This is a genomic window from Streptomyces sp. NPDC058579 (genome assembly GCF_042718575.1).
Classification (GTDB): Bacteria; Actinomycetota; Actinomycetes; order Streptomycetales; family Streptomycetaceae; genus Streptomyces.
Map to the genome: position 1 here is coordinate 24643 of NZ_JBHXPI010000017.1, position 14858 is coordinate 39500.

At 70.2% G+C, this 14858-nt stretch carries 11 protein-coding genes; 9 read left to right on the plus strand and 2 right to left on the minus strand.

Annotation, left to right across the window (positions count from 1 at the left end):
• The first annotated feature begins 55 nt into the window (after nt 1–55).
• Complete coding sequence (locus ACFWRO_RS20390) at nt 56–679, plus strand: alpha/beta fold hydrolase (RefSeq protein ID WP_384512126.1); 624 nt, start codon at nt 56–58, stop codon at nt 677–679.
• On the opposite strand, the gene ACFWRO_RS20395 is transcribed toward ACFWRO_RS20390, so the two are convergent.
• Entirely contained in the window at nt 669–2612 is a 1944-nt protein-coding gene (locus ACFWRO_RS20395) for an alkyl/aryl-sulfatase (RefSeq protein ID WP_384512128.1), read from the minus strand. The two genes, ACFWRO_RS20390 and ACFWRO_RS20395, sit on opposite strands and share 11 nt — an antisense overlap.
• Nucleotides 2613–2731: 119 nt before the next feature.
• Nucleotides 2732–3490: a YhjD/YihY/BrkB family envelope integrity protein gene (locus tag ACFWRO_RS20400; protein ID WP_384512130.1), complete on the minus strand. Its 759-nt coding sequence runs from the start codon at nt 3488–3490 to the stop codon at nt 2732–2734.
• A 332-nt stretch (nt 3491–3822) separates the two neighbouring features.
• On the opposite strand from ACFWRO_RS20400, the gene ACFWRO_RS20405 reads away from it, so the two are divergent.
• The 8 genes from ACFWRO_RS20405 to ACFWRO_RS20440 all read left to right on the plus strand — a co-directional run bounded on the left by ACFWRO_RS20405 (nt 3823) and on the right by ACFWRO_RS20440 (nt 14848).
• Nucleotides 3823–5511, plus strand: a complete 1689-nt coding sequence (locus tag ACFWRO_RS20405; protein ID WP_384512132.1) for a GMC oxidoreductase — start codon at nt 3823–3825, stop codon at nt 5509–5511.
• Nucleotides 5508–7019 (plus strand): patatin-like phospholipase family protein, encoded by a 1512-nt coding sequence (locus ACFWRO_RS20410; RefSeq protein ID WP_384512134.1) that lies wholly within the window; start codon nt 5508–5510, stop codon nt 7017–7019. The genes ACFWRO_RS20405 and ACFWRO_RS20410 overlap by 4 nt, the downstream gene beginning before the upstream one ends.
• Before the next feature lie 61 nt (nt 7020–7080).
• A complete protein-coding gene (locus tag ACFWRO_RS20415; protein WP_384512136.1) occupies nt 7081–9003 on the plus strand; it encodes a hypothetical protein in 1923 nt (640 codons plus the stop codon).
• Nucleotides 9004–9175: 172 nt separating this feature from the next.
• Nucleotides 9176–10588 carry a family 2B encapsulin nanocompartment shell protein gene (locus tag ACFWRO_RS20420; protein ID WP_384512138.1) on the plus strand — a complete coding sequence of 471 codons (1413 nt, stop codon included), beginning with the start codon at nt 9176–9178 and terminating at the stop codon, nt 10586–10588.
• Nucleotides 10589–10659: 71 nt separating this feature from the next.
• The gene (locus ACFWRO_RS20425; protein WP_384512140.1) at nt 10660–11817 is read left to right on the plus strand and encodes a family 2 encapsulin nanocompartment cargo protein terpene cyclase; all 1158 of its coding nucleotides are present in this window, start codon (nt 10660–10662) and stop codon (nt 11815–11817) included.
• 14 nt (nt 11818–11831) lie between these two features.
• Nucleotides 11832–12716: a geranyl diphosphate 2-C-methyltransferase gene (locus ACFWRO_RS20430; protein WP_384512142.1), complete on the plus strand. Its 885-nt coding sequence runs from the start codon at nt 11832–11834 to the stop codon at nt 12714–12716.
• 193 nt (nt 12717–12909) lie between these two features.
• Nucleotides 12910–14196 (plus strand): cytochrome P450, encoded by a 1287-nt coding sequence (locus ACFWRO_RS20435; RefSeq protein WP_384512267.1) that lies wholly within the window; start codon nt 12910–12912, stop codon nt 14194–14196.
• A 118-nt stretch (nt 14197–14314) separates the two neighbouring features.
• Complete coding sequence (locus ACFWRO_RS20440; RefSeq protein ID WP_384512144.1) at nt 14315–14848, plus strand: RidA family protein; 534 nt, start codon at nt 14315–14317, stop codon at nt 14846–14848.
• The last annotated feature ends 10 nt before the right edge of the window (nt 14849–14858 follow it).

Sequence of the window (14858 nt, forward strand, 5' to 3'; positions counted from 1 at the left end):
TGATCGGGATCGAACTTCCGCCGATCCCACGCGTCCTGCCCCCGACATCGACCACTTGCCCGTGGACCGGGTGCACGTCCTGGGGCACTCGCACGGCGGCTTCGTCGCCCAGTACCACGCACTCCACCACCCCGACCAGCTCGCTGGGGTCGTCCTGTACGAGAGCGCGCCCGTAACCGGCCCCGAGCACGGCGAGGAACTCATGCGCCGGGTGACGGAGTTCGCGACCCGGCACGCGGAGCGTCCGGAACTGCAGGCCGTGATGGCGGCGTTCGGGACGTTCCCGTCGATCACGGACGACACCGCCATGATGGAGGCGGCCAAGGGAATCGTCCCGGCGTACGTCGCCGACTACTGGGCGGACACGCGGCGATGGGACAGCTTCCGGGAGGCCTTGCGGGCGTCCTACATCTCGGGCCAGGACGAGCACGGCGAACCCGACGTCATCGACGACCGCGCGGCCCTGCCCACCCTGAAGGTGCCCACACTCGTCGTGGCCGGCCGCCACGACGTCGTGTGCGGGGTGCGATGGGCCGAGGAACTCCACAAGCTGATCCCCTACTCCCGGCTCCTGATCCTGGAGAACAGCGGCCACTTCGGCCACCTGGAGGAGCCCGAGCGCTTCGCCCAGGAGGTCGCCGGGTTCGTCGCCGACGGGAACCGACCACTCACGGCGTGACGATCGCGAAGTCCGGGTCCGGGTCGCTGAGGTGGCCGAGGAGTTCGGCCACCTTCGTCAGGTCGCCTTCGGCCGTCGCCCTGCCCTGCTCGACCAGGTCGGGCAGGGGGGTGACGCCCAGCAGGACCGCGCGCAGGGCCTCCTCGTCCAGGGTCAGTTGGACGTCCGGTTCGGACGCGGCCGGGCCGGTGCCGGTGACGTGGGTGAGGACGCCGTTGCGCAGCCGGAGGGTGACGGGGTCGCCCGCCGTGAGGTTCCAGCGGACGCAGATGTCCGCGTCCCAGCAGTTCGGTCCGTCGACCCGGATGGCGAGGGAGTCGAAGAGCTGGTCGAGGGTGAGCGCGCGCAGCACGTCGGGAGAGGCGACGACCGTCGGCGTACCGGCGGAGCCCTGCCGCAGTTCCATGGCTCCCGTGAGGTAGAAGTTGCGCCAGGGGCCGTTCTCGCTGCCGTACCCCAGCTGCTCGAGCGCGTCGGCCTGGAGCTCGCGGGCCGCGGCGTTGCCGGGGTCGGCGAACACCACGTGGTTGACCACCTGGACCACCCAGCGGTAGTCGCCCCGCGCGTACGACTCGCGGGCGCGGCGCAGCACCTCGTCGGCGCCGCCCATGAACTCCACGTACCGGGTGGCGCTCTCGACGGGCGGATGCTCCCAGAGGTGGGCCGGGTTGCCGTCGAACCAGCCCATGTACCGCTGGTAGACGGCCTTGGTGTTGTGGCTGACCGAGCCGTAGTAGCCGTGGGTGTGCCAGGCCCGCTCCAGGGCCGGCGGCATCCTCATCTGCTCGGCGATCTCCAGCGGCGTGTAGCCCTGGTTGAGCATGCGCAGGGTCTGGTCGTGCAGGTAGGTGTAGACGTCGCGCTGCTCGGAGAGGTACTCGACGACCCGCTCGCGCCCCCAGACCGGCCAGTGGTGCGAGGCGAACGCGACGTCGGTGTCGGCGCCGAAGAGGGCGACGGCCTCGGTCAGGTACCGTGCCCACTCGCGCGGATCGCGCACCTCGGCTCCGCGCAGGGTGAGCAGATTGTGCAGGTTGTGGGTGGCGTTCTCCGCCATGCAGAGCGCGGCGTGGTCGGGAAAGTGGATGTTCAGCTCGGCGGGGGCTTCGGTGCCGGGTGTCAGCTGGAAGGCCATGCGGATGCCGTCCACGGTCTCCGTCTGTCCGGTGCGGGTGACGTCCAGGGTCGGCGCGATCAGCCCGACCGAGCCTGCCGAGGTGGCCTGTCCGAGGCCCGCGCCGATCTGGCCCCGCTCCCCCTTGGGCAGCACGGCACCGTACATGTAGGCCGCGCGTCGGGCCATCGCCGTACCCGCGTAGACGTTCTCGCTGACGGCGTGTTCCAGGAAGCCGGTCGGGGCGATGACCGGGACGCCGGTCGTCACCTGCTCGTCGGTCAGCACGCCGCGTACGCCGCCGAAGTGGTCGGCGTGGCTGTGGGTGTAGAGGACACCGGTCACCGGCCGGGTGCCCCGGTGGGCGCGGTAGAGCGCGAGGGCCGCCGCCGCGGTCTCCGCGGAGATGAGGGGGTCGATCACCAGGACGCCCCGGTCGCCCTCGACGACCGTCATGTTGGAGAGGTCGAACCCGCGGACCTGGTAGATGCCTTCGACGACTTCGAAGAGGCCGTGCTCGGCGACGAGCCTGCTCTGCCGCCACAGGCTGGGGTTGGCCGTGTCGGGGCAGTCCTGCTGGAGGAAGTCGTACGCCTCCAGGTCCCAGACCGTGCGCCCCTGGGGGTCGCGGACGACCGTCTCCTCCGCCGTCCCCATGTAGCCGCGGCGCGCGTCGTCGAAGTCGCGCGTGTCATCGAAGGGGAGCCGCCGCAGGACCTCCTCGTTGCCCCGCACGATCCCCTGCTCGGCCGGCCTGGAGTGCTCGTTCCCGGTATTGGGGTGCTCGTTGCCGGTCTCGGGGTGCTCGTTCCCGGTCATCGATCGGGCTCTCCCTCGCTCCTCGCGCATCTGCCGAGCGATGGCCGACGCGTCATCCCCCACCCTCCTCCCGCGCTCGGGACGGGCACGATCGGGACTGCTCCGTCCGGGTGAACGTTTCAGGCGTCGTCGGGACGGTCGGTCCCCAGGTGGCGGTTGAGCGGAGGTTCCCGCGCGAGTACGGCGCCGATGGTGAACGCGAAGGTGAGCGCGGCGCACACCACGATCAGCCACGACAGCATCGTCAGGACCAGGCCAAGCGAGCCGTACTCGCTCAGGGCCCGGTTGAGCGCGTTGGGCATGTAGATGCGTGCGGTGAGGCCGAGGACGGTCGTGGCCGCCGCGGCGAGCAGGGCGCCGGGCAGGAGCGGCAGCCACCGGACGCGCTTGACCAGCAGGAGGTGCTGGGTCCACAGCCAGACCCCGGTGCTGACGAGGAAGTACAGCGGCACGCCCAGCCACGCGCCGGCCCCGAAGCCGCTGCGGATCGGCGCCTGGAGGAGCACCACGAGGACCAGGGCCAGCAGCCACACCGCCCACCGCCAGGCGGCGATCCGGGTCCCCGCCCTGGGCAGCCCCCAGGCCCGCTCGCACACCCGGGCCATGGCGCGGCTGAAGCTCGTGGCCGACACCAGGGCCACGAGCGCGCCCACGGCCCCGGTGGTCTCCTTGAGCCCTTCGGGCGCCGACCCGTTCAGGACCTTCTGCAGTTCCTGGTCCGACACGCCGGTCAGGCCGAACATGGCGCGCAGGGAGTCGCGCATCTGGTCCCGTACGCCGTGCGGCGCGAAGGCCGCCAGGGCGAACAGCAGCGGTACCGCTGCCAAGAACGCCTGGGCCGCGAGCCGGGTTCCCGCGTCCAGCAGGTTCCCGCTCATCAGCCTGCTCGTCAGCTCGGTGAGAACGGGAAAACGGCTCTCGGCACGCCCCCGGATGCTCCGCACCCGGCTCGCCCACCTCATCCGGCCTCCCGTACCCACCCCGCCCCGTCCATTGGACGGGTCGGCACGCTCCCGGGCGAGCCCGCCGACCCGTACGGGGGTACGTCGAGGCATGTCCGGGGCACGTCCGGGGCTCGTCAGGGACACGTCCCACCGACGTGCGCGTCACGCCACCTGGGTGAACCATGGAGGGAGGTCGTGCGCGCGGCAGCCGCCGACGGGGGCAGTCAGGGCATTTGTTTCGGCGTCGTCTCCGAGAGGTGGCGAGCGTGGACGTCTTCGATGCCGTCGTCGTCGGATCGGGATTCGGCGGCTCCGTGACCGCGTACCGGCTGGCCGAGGCCAAGCTCCGCGTGTGCGTTCTCGAACGGGGAAAGCGGTACCCTCCCGGCTCCTTTCCGCGGAGTCCCCACGAAACGGCCAAGAACTTCTGGGATCCGGATTCCCGCCTGTTCGGGATGTACGACATGTGGAGCTTCTCGAAGATGGACGCCCTGGTGTCCAGCGGGCTCGGCGGTGGCTCCCTGATCTACGCGAACGTGCTGATCCGCAAGCCGGAGGACTGGTTCGTGCACGAGTCGTTCGACGGGGGCTACGAGAACTGGCCCGTCACCTATGAGGACCTGGACCCGCACTACGGATCCGTCGAGACCATGCTGGGCGCGGAGCAGTACCCCTTCGATATGGAGCCCTACGCGCACACGCCCAAGACCCGCGCCATGAAGGAAGCTGCCGAAAGCCTCGGGCTTCCGTGGGAGCTTCCGAAGCTGGCCGTCTCCTTCGGAGACCGTCCCGGAGCTCCCCTCCCGGGCGGTGACGACAATCTCCACCAAGCCCCGCGCTACGGGTGCAGGCTCGTCGGGGAATGCGACCTGGGCTGCAACTTCGGCAGCAAGAACAGTCTGGATTTCACCTACCTCAGCGCCGCTTACCGGCTCGGCGCGGAGATCCGCACCCTCTGCGAGGTCCGCTCGTTCGAACGGGTCCAGGAAGGGTTCCTGGTCTCCTACATCGAGCACGACGCCGATGCCGACGCCGCCGGAGATCCGTCGGCTCCTCCCCGACGGCGCACCATCAGGACCAGGCGGCTGGTCCTCTCCGCCGGGACGCTCGGCACCACCTATCTGCTGCTGCGGAACCGCAGCGCCTTTCCCGCGCTCAGCCCCGCGCTGGGTACCCGCTTCTCCGGGAACGGGGACTTTCTCGGCCTGGTGTTCAAGGCACGGAAGGCAGATCCGGACGTACCCGGAGAGACCGAGCCCCGCCTCCTGGAACCGAGTTACGGCCCGGTCATCACCAGTGCCATCAAGGTGGACCGCAAGGGGAGCGGCCCGAAGGACCGGGGTTTCTACATCGAGGACGCCGGATACCCGGAGTTCCTCAACTGGCTCGTCGAGCACAACGTCCTCACCCTGTCCAACAGGGTCGGGAGGTTCCTGCTGCGGCGAGGATGGTCCCAACTCACCAGGACCGCCAGGAGCCAGGTCGGACGACAGCTCAACGACGCCATGGGCAAGGGGCTGTTCACCGCGACGTCCCTGCCGTTGCTCGGCATGGGACGAGACGTCCCCAACGGCCGGATGTTCCTCCGGGACGGGCATCTGGACCTCGACTGGAAACTGGCCGCGTCCAATGAGTACTTCAACCAGATGAACGAGACCATGCAGGCCGTGTCCCACAGTCTCGGCGGACGCTACGCCGCGAATCCCCTGTGGTTGCTCAACCGCCTCATCACCGTGCATCCCGTGGGCGGCGCGCCGATGGGAAACAACGCGCGGGAAGGCGTGGTGGACTCCTTCGGGCGGGTGTACGGCTGTCCGGGTCTTTCGATCGCCGACGGCTCGGTGCTGCCCGGACCCGTGGGCCCGAACCCCTCGCTCACCATCGCGGCGCTGGCCGACCGGTCGGCCCGCCGCCTCGTCGAGGACCTCCAGCAGAACGGTACGGGACCCTCATGACGCGCAGATCGCTCATCCTCGCCGGCGGCGGCCTGAAGGTCGCCTACCAGGCGGGCGTCCTCCAAGTCCTGCTCGACGAGGCCGAGTTGAGCTTCGACCATACCGATGGCGCCAGCGGAGGCATATTCAACCTCGCGATGTACTGCCAGGGGATGTCCGGGCGGGAGATCGCGGACAACTGGCGCAAGCTCTCTCCACTCAAGGGCGTCACGCCGAACTGGCGAGAGTTGCCGAAGGGGCCGTACGCCCGTTCCCTCTTCACGCTGGACGGCTATCGGCGTCGCGTCTTCCCTGACTGGGGGCTGGACTGGGATCGCATCCGGGCCACCGATCGGGAAGCCACCTTCAATCTCTACAACTTCAGCTCCAACGAACTCGAGGTGGTGACCGCCGACCGCATGGACGAGGAGCGCTTCTGCGCCGGCGTGGCACTGCCCATGTGGTTCCCTCCGGTCGTCATCGACGGGCAGACCTACATCGACCCGGTCTATCTCACCGACGGAAACGTCGAAGAGGCGATTCGGCGGGGCTGTGACGAGCTGTGGATCATCTGGACGGTCAGCCGGAGGCACCGTTGGCGTGACGGCTTCATCGCCAACTACTTCCACATCATCGAGACGACGGCCAACGGTCAGTTGCAGCACTGGCTGCGCCGGATCGAGGCCAGCAACGCGGCCCTCCGCCGAGGGGACGAAGGGGAGTTCGGCCGGCTGATCGATGTCCGGCTTCTGGAGGGCGAGGTACCCCTCAACTACCTCATCAACTTCAGCAGGGACCGTTTCACCCAAGCCGTCGAGCTCGGAGTCCAGCGTGCCCGCTCCTGGTGCACGGACCAGGGGATTCCCTGGAAGCCCGGCGCCCCTCCGGGCCGCCCCGACGATCAGACCCGGCTGCGCTTCACCGAACGCATGGTGGGCCGTCTGGACTTCGGGGAGCACGACGTCGAGGCCGAGATCCCGCCGGAGGGCGGAGCTACGGCCGACCTCGCTCTGCACGTGACCGTCGACATCCAGGGAGTGGACCGCTTCCTCGCCGACCCCGCGCACGAGGCCTCGCTGCGCGGAGAGATCGTCTGCCAGGAACTGGGCGGGCGCCTTCCCATCGAACGAGGAACCTTCCAACTCTTCGTGGAGCACGACGACCCGCAGCACCTGCGGATGCTCTATCGCGTGTTCTTCGCCGACCGGGCCGGTCACCGGCTCACGCTCAGCGGGTACAAGGACGTCCGCGAGGACTCCCGTAAGGGGGTCTGGAACGACACGTCCGTCCTCCACACGCGCGTACTCCGTGGCCACGTCCACGCCGACGAGGAGTCCGAGGCCGAGACGGTGGCCTCGGGAACCGTGCGCATCCGCCCCACCGACTTCCTGAAGCAGCTCACCACCTTCAGGGTCGAAGCGCCGACGCTGCCCGGCAGGGTGACCACGCTCGGGCGGTTCGGGCAGTTCTTCGCCGGAAAGCTGTGGGACGTGTACGCGCAGAACGTCCTGCCCTGGTCTCCACTCTGACCGAATTCCGCCTGATCGAGTCCGCCGTGACCGAGTCCGCCGAGACCGAGGAGGAGCCGTCGTGGACTTCCATGAGCTGCGCAAGCACGCGGAGACGCTCCGGTTCACCCCCCAGGAACCGGTGCGCTGGCTGGCCCCCAAGGAGCTGACCCGTACGGCGGTCAAGGTCGGCCTCGCAGCCATGTTCGCCGGCTATTCGGACAAGCGCGAGATCCAGGGCGCCCTCGAGGCCGCACTCCTGCACGCGCCGCTGGCGGACCCCCGGGCGGAGGAGATCTGGATCGACTTCGTCGCGGACCTCGGCGACGGCTTCGAGGCGACGGCCTCGGTGGCGGCCGCTCTGGGCGCCGACTCGCTCGCCGTGCCCGAGCACACCCCGCTCCCCCGTGGCTCGCTGCTCGTCCTCGGCGGGGACCAGGTGTACCCGGTGGCGTCGACGAGCGCGTACGAGGACCGGATGAAGGGCCCCTACCGCGCCGCGCTCCCCTCGGCCCCGGACGAGCCGCTCATGGTCGCGCTGCCGGGCAACCACGACTGGTACGACGGACTCACCGCGTTCCTGCGGGTGTTCGCCCAGGAGCGCCCCATCGGCGGCTGGGAGACCCGGCAGACCCGGAGCTACTTCGCCGTGCAACTGCCCAAGCGCTGGTGGCTCGTCGGCCTCGACAGCCAACTCGGCTCCTACGTCGACGACCCGCAGCGGCGCTACTTCGAGACCTACCTGTCGGCGCTCCTGGAGCCGGGCGACAGCGTGATCGTCTGCTCCGCCGCGCCGACCTGGGTGAAGAGCGTCGAGGAGCCCGACGCCTTCAACTCCCTGCACTGGTTCGACCGCAACATCGTACGGAGCCGGTTCGACCGGACGACCCGGACGTACGAGCCCACGGGCGCGTCGATCCGGCTGTGGCTGACCGGCGACAAGCACCACTACGCCCGCTACGCGGAACGGCTCCCCGACGACGGGCCCGGAGCCGGCGGGCCCGGAGCCGAGGGCGCCCTCCCGCCGGACCCGCGTCGCCGCCAGATGGTGACCTGCGGCCTGGGCGGCGCGTACCTGGCGGCCACGGACCGGCTCCCGAAGGAGCTGTCGCTGCCGTCGGCCGCCTCGCGGCTGCGGGAGAAGGACGACCCGCCGCTCTCGTTCGCCCTCGCCCCGCACACGTACCCGGCTCCTGCGGAGTCCCGCTCGCTCGCCCGCGGCATCGCCAACCCCTTCTCGCCGCACTTCCTCCCTCGGCGCAACCCCGGGTTCGCGGTCCTGGCCGGGGTGGTGCACATGGTGCTCGCCCTGATCATGTGTGGCGCGTTCGCGCTGGGCGAAGGCCGGCACAACCCCGCCGGCGCCCTACAGGGCGCCGACCGCGACGACCTGCTCGGCCTGCTCTGCGCGAGTGCCCTGCTCTTCGTCCTGCCCTTCCTGATCGGCTGGTGGAGAGGGCTGCTGAGCGAACGGCGGCCCAGGGCACCGTCCGGGCCGGTCCTGGGCGGGCTGCTCCAGGTGGCGGTCACCGCCGCGGCCCTGACCGTCACCGTCGCCATGGCACGGTCGTTCGCGTCCTCCTGGAACGGCCTCATCGTCCTGGTGATCCTGGTGATCGTCGCCGGAGTGATGGGCGCGACGCTCGGCTCCCAGCTCTTCGCCCTGTGGGTGCTGTGGTCCCACGAGGGCGAGCCCGCCGAGTGGCAGATGTCCGGGCAGTCCATCGACGACCACAAGGGCTTCGTCCGGATGCACATCGCGCGGGACGGCACGCTCACCCTCTTCCCGCTGGCGCTCGACAGCACGTGCCGGGACTGGCGCCTCTCCGAGGTCACGGACACCCGGGCCGCGTGGACGCGGCCGGTGCCCGCGACACCGCCGACCGTCCGGCTCATCGAAGAGCCCGTCGTGATCGCGGGGCGGCCGGAGGCGGCCGCCTCCTGGCTTGTCGCCGCCCGACGGCTCTCGGTCAGGTGGCTCAAATGCCGTCGCTCGCCCGAATAAACCCCGTACGAATCAAGGTCACTTCATCGAGGTAATCCCCCCGGGATCAAGCGGTGACCAGGGCAATCCCGCCGCTACTGTTCACCAGGATCCGGACGGATTCCCGACGATACGACCCGCTTTCCGCCCCTCGACTTCCCTCTCTTCGCCGTGCCTAAGGAGTTCTCGTCCGATGACCATTGAGACCGGCCCGGAAGCCGAGGCGGCACCGCCCCAGCAGTCCAGCCTGAGCACCGCGGCCGCCCGCAAGCTCGCCAGCACGACCAAGTCCGCCCCGCAGATGCGGGAGATCACCGATCGCTGGCTGCTGCGGATGCTCCCCTGGGTCGACACCAAGGGCGGCGCGTACCGGGTGAACCGGCGGCTCAGTTACACCGTCGGCGACGGGCGCATCGAGTTCGTCCAGGACGGCACGGACGTACGGGTGATCCCCCAGGAGCTCGGCGAACTGCCCCTGCTGCGCGGCTTCGAGGACGTGGAGGTGCTGACCGCGATCGCCGGCCGGTGCGTCCAGCGCGACTTCCGTGCCGGCGAGGTGCTGGTCGAACGCGGTACACCCGCCCGGCACATCCACCTGATCGCCCGCGGCCGGATCAACCAGACCTCTGTCGGCAAGTACGGCGACGAGGTCGGCGTCGCGATGCTCGCCGACGGCGACCGGTTCGGCGAGCACGTCCTCCTGGACGGCGAGGGCAGCTGGGACTACTCCGCCACCGCCGAGACCGCGGGCACCCTGCTCACCCTCTCCCGCGCCGACTTCGCCGCCGTGCTCTCCTCGGCCCCCCATCTCCAGGCCCACGTCCAGCGGTTCAGCTCGCTGCCCCGCCAGCGACAGAACCACCACGGCGAGGCCGAGATCGCGATGTCCGCGGGCCACACCGGCGAAATCGCGCTGCCCGGTGCGTTCGTGGACTACGAGCTCAAGCCGCGGGAGTACGAACTCTCCCTCGCGCAGACGGTGCTGAAGGTCCACACGAGGGTCGCCGACCTCTACAACGGGCCGATGCACCAGACGGAGGAGCAGCTCAGGCTCACCGTCGAGGCGCTGCGGGAGCGCCAGGAGTACGAGCTGATCAACAACCGCGAGTTCGGTCTGCTGCACAACGCCGACTACAAGCAGCGGATCCAGCCCCACTCCGGCCCGCCCACCCCGGACGACCTCGACGAGCTGCTCTGCCGCCGCCGCGGCACCAAGCTCTTCCTCGCCCACCCCCGGACGATCGCCGCGATCGGGCGCGAGTGGAACGCCTCCGGGCTCTACCCGGAGACCGCCGAGCTCGAAGGGCGCCAGGTCCTCGCCTGGCGCGGGGTCCCGATCCTGCCCTGCGACAAGATTCCCATCAGCGCGGAGAACACCAGCTCGATCCTCGCCATGCGCCTCGGCGAGGACAACCAGGGCGTCATCGGGCTGCGCCAGACGGGTCTGCCGGAGGAGTACGAACCGGGCCTGTCGGTGCGCTTCATGGGCATCAGCGAGCAGGCGATCATGTCGTACCTCGTCACCGCCTACTACTCCGCCGCGATCCTCGTGCCCAACGCCCTCGGCGTGCTGGAGAACGTACAGATCGCGCGCTGGCGCCACTAGGGCCTCCCGCCCGGACGGTCCACGCCCCACAGCCGGTCACGTCAGTTCCCCACCCCACCAAGGAGTTACGGATGCCCGATCCCGGGCTCTCCCCTGCCCTGTCCTCACTGGAACGGATCCTGCGCGGCCCCACCGGTCTGGGCACGTCGGGCCTCTATCCGGTCCGACGCGAGGAGCCCCCGGCGCCGCCGACGTCCGAGGAGCCGGCGGAACCGGCGGGATCGGACGATGCGGCGGCAGAAGCGGCGGAGGGCCGACCGATCCCCGGTCTCTACCACCACCCGGTCGGTGAACCCGACCCAGTGCGCGTGGAGGAGGTCAGCCGCCGGATCAAGGACTGGGCGGTGGAGGAGGTCGAGCTGTTCCCCGAGGAGTGGGAGGGCCAGTTCGACGGCTTCTCCGTCGGGCGCTACATGGTCGCCTGCCATCCGGACGCTCCGACCGTCGACCACCTGCTCATCGCCACGCGGCTGATGGTCGCCGAGAACGCGGTCGACGACTGTTACTGCGAGGACCACGGAGGTTCGCCCATCGGCCTCGGGGGCCGCCTCCTCCTGGCGCACACCGCCCTCGACCCCCTCCACACCACGGTGGACTACCAGCCGCAGTGGGCCGAGTCGCTGCACGCGGACGCCCCGCGCCGCGCCTACCGCTCCGCGATGGAGTACCTCGTCCAGCAGTCCACGCCCTCCCAGGCCGACCGGTTCCGGCACGACATGGCCCGGCTGCACCTGGGGTACCTCGCCGAGGCCGCGTGGGCCGAGACGGACCACGTGCCGGAGGTGTGGGAGTACCTGGCGATGCGGCAGTTCAACAACTTCCGCCCCTGCCCCACGATCACCGACACCGTCGGCGGCTACGAGCTGCCGGCCGACCTCCACGCGCAGCCCGCCATGCAACGGGTCATCGCGCTCGCCGGCAACGCGACCACCATCGTCAACGACCTGTACTCCTACACCAAGGAGCTCAACAGCCCCGGCCGGCACCTGAATCTGCCCGTGGTGATCGCCGAGCGCGAGGAGCTCTCGGAGCGCGACGCGTATCTGAAGGCGGTCGAGGTCCACAACGACCTCATGCACGCCTTCGAGGACGCGGCCGCCGATCTGGCCGCCGCCTGCCCCATCCCGAACGTCGTGCGCTTCCTGCACGGCGTGGCCTCGTGGGTCGACGGCAACCACTACTGGCACCAGACCAACACCTACCGCTACAGCCTGCCCGATTTCTGGTAAGAACGGATCGATACATGACCAACACTCAGCTCCCCACTGTCGCCGGCGCCACCGCTTTCATCCCCGCCCCGGCGACGCCCTACCAGGGAGACATCGCCCGTTACTGGAACAACGAGGCCAGGCCCGTGAACCTGCGCCTCGGTGACGTCGACGGGCTCTACCACCACCACTACGGCATCGGCGACGTGGACCACGCGGCCCTCGGGGATGCCGAGGACAGCGCGTACGAGAAGAAGCTGATCGCCGAACTCCACCGCCTGGAGTCGGCCCAGACGGGCGTTCTCCTGGACCACCTCGGCTCCATCGGGGGTGACGACACGCTCGTGGACGCCGGCTGCGGCCGGGGCGGTTCGATGGTCATGGCGCACCAGCGGTTCGGGTGCAAGGTCGAGGGCGTCACCCTCTCGGCCACGCAGGCCGACTTCGCGAACCAGCGCGCCCGTGAACTCGGCATCGAGGACTCCGTCCACGCCCGTGTGTGCAACATGCTCGACACGCCCTTCGAGACGGGGCAGGCGGCGGCCTCGTGGAACAACGAGTCGAGCATGTACGTCGACCTGCACGACCTCTTCGCCGAGCACTCCCGCGTCCTGGAGGTCGGCGGTCGCTACGTGACCATCACCGGCTGCTGGAACCCGCGTTACGGACAGCCCTCGAAGTGGGTCTCCCAGATCAACGCGCACTTCGAGTGCAACATCCACTCCCGCCGGGAGTACCTGCGCGCCATGGCCGACAACCGTCTCGTCCCGCAGGCCATCGTCGACCTGACGCCCGAGACCCTGCCCTACTGGGAGCTGCGGGCCACGTCGTCCCTGGTCACCGGAATCGAGGAGGCGTTCATCAACTCGTACAAGGACGGCTCGTTCCAGTACGTCCTGATCGCGGCGGACCGCGTCTGAGCCGACGTGCCCGTCTGACGGAGAGCGGGCGTGGTGGTCTGTCGTCCACCGCGCCCGCTCTCCTACAGTGCGTGCTGCGCCGCCGCCCGCACCTCGCCCTGTCTCCCGCCCTGCCTCACACCCTGTCTCCCGTCCGCCCCCCGTGTCCGGTCCGTGCCGACGTACAGCCGTCGAACAGGAGCATCCCGTGGACATGACCGCCCGCCCCGTTTCCGTACCCGAACTGGACCCCGCACTCGTCCGGCAGTGGCAGGCCGACGGAGGGGAACTCGTCGACCTGCTCTCCCAGGCACGCGAACGGCTCGGCGGCGTCGCCGGGTTCCGGCTCGGTCCGCGACCGACCGTCCTGGTGACCGACCCGGAGGCCGTGCAGCACGTACTCGCGCTCCGTGCCAGCCTCTACGTGAAACGCTCGCACCGTGCCCGGTTGCTGATCGGCGACGGCGTGCTGGCCGCGACGGGCGAGGCGTGGCAGCGGCAACGGAAGGTGCTGCAGGCGCAGTTCACCGGCAGGGGCATGCGGCGCTACGAGCAGCGGATCGGCGAGGCCGCCCGGACCGCCGCGGCGCGCTGGGCCGCGTACGCCCGGACAGGGCAGGTGTTCGACGTCGGCGAGGAGATGCGCCGCTTCGCCCTGGACACCATCTGGCGCTCCATGACGGGACATCCCCTCGACCCCCTGACGGAGCGTGAGCTCGACGCCGTGCCCGCCGTGGTGGCCGCGCTGCCCAGCCTGCCCTCCGACGCGGCCGCCGCCCAAGGGGCCGTCGCCGACGAGCTGGCGAGGATCGACGCCGTGGCGAGCCGGGCCATCGCCGCCGTCCGGGACGGAGACGCGGTGCCGCCCGACGGCCCGGGCCTGCTGCACGTCCTGGTCGAGGCGGCCGGAACGCTCCCCGCGTACACCGACCGGCTGATCCGGGACGAGCTGGTCACCCTCCTCGTCGCCGGCCACGAGACCACCGCCACCACCCTGACGTGGCTCTATCTCCTCCTGGACCGCAACCCGCAGGCGCGGGAGCAGGCGCTCGCCGCGGGCGCCGAGGGCTCTCCCGAACGGCGCCAGGCCGTCCAGGCGCTCGTCCACGAGACGCTGCGGCTCTACCCGTCGGCCTGGATGCTGCCGCGCTCGGCGGCTGATGACGATGTCCTCGCCGGCTACCAGGTCGAGGCCGGAACCGACGTCCTTGTCTGCCCGTACCTCACTCACCGGGACCCGGACCTCTGGGAGGACCCCGAGCGGTTCGACCCGGGGCGCTTCACGACCCCCGGACGCCGCCCCGGTCACCCCGGGAGCTACCTCCCGTTCGGGATCGGGCCCCGGGCGTGCCTGGGTCTGCAGTTCGCGCTGCGGGAGTCGACGGTTCTCCTCGAACACCTCCTGCCCGCCCACGTACCGCGCTTCCGCTCGGCGCCGACCAGGGCCGCGTACGGCATCACCGTCCGCCCCGACGGCCCGGCGCTCGCGACGCTGGGGTAGGGACCGGGGCGGGACTGGGCATCGAGACTGGGCATCTTGACCTGCCCCTGACAGGGGACCTACGCTCCGCTCCACCGCTGGGATCTTGCCGTCGACTCGTCAGAGGAGATGCACAAGGATGGGAAACCGGAGCGAGCCTTCCGCCGCCGACGCCAAGAGCAGGAAGCTGCTCCGTCGCCGCCTCCTGACCGGCCTCGGCGCCACCGGCGTGGCCGCTGCCGCCACTCAACTCCCCGCGCCCCAGGCGGCCGCCGGTCCCCCGAGCCGCTCCGACCTCGCCTACTACTGGGAGTCCCAGCAGAGGTCCCTCGGCTACTCCCAGGGCGTGCGGGTGGACAACGTCGTCTGGCTGTCGGGAACGGCGGCGCTCGACAAGGACTTCAACCCCGTGGCCCCCGACAACCTGCCCGCCCAGATGAAGTTCGTCTACGAACGGATCAGGGAGAGCCTCGCCCAGTACGGCCTCGGCTTCCGCCATGTCGTGCGCGAGAACATGTACGTCACGGACATGTCGGCCCTGGTCGGCGCCCTGCCCTACCGGAAGAGCGTCTACGGCGACGGCCCCTTCCCCACCTCCACCACCCTCCAGGTCAATCAGCTGCTCGTGCCCGGGCTGATGATCGAGATCGAGGTGACGGCCTGCCGGGCGTGAGGCCTGAGGC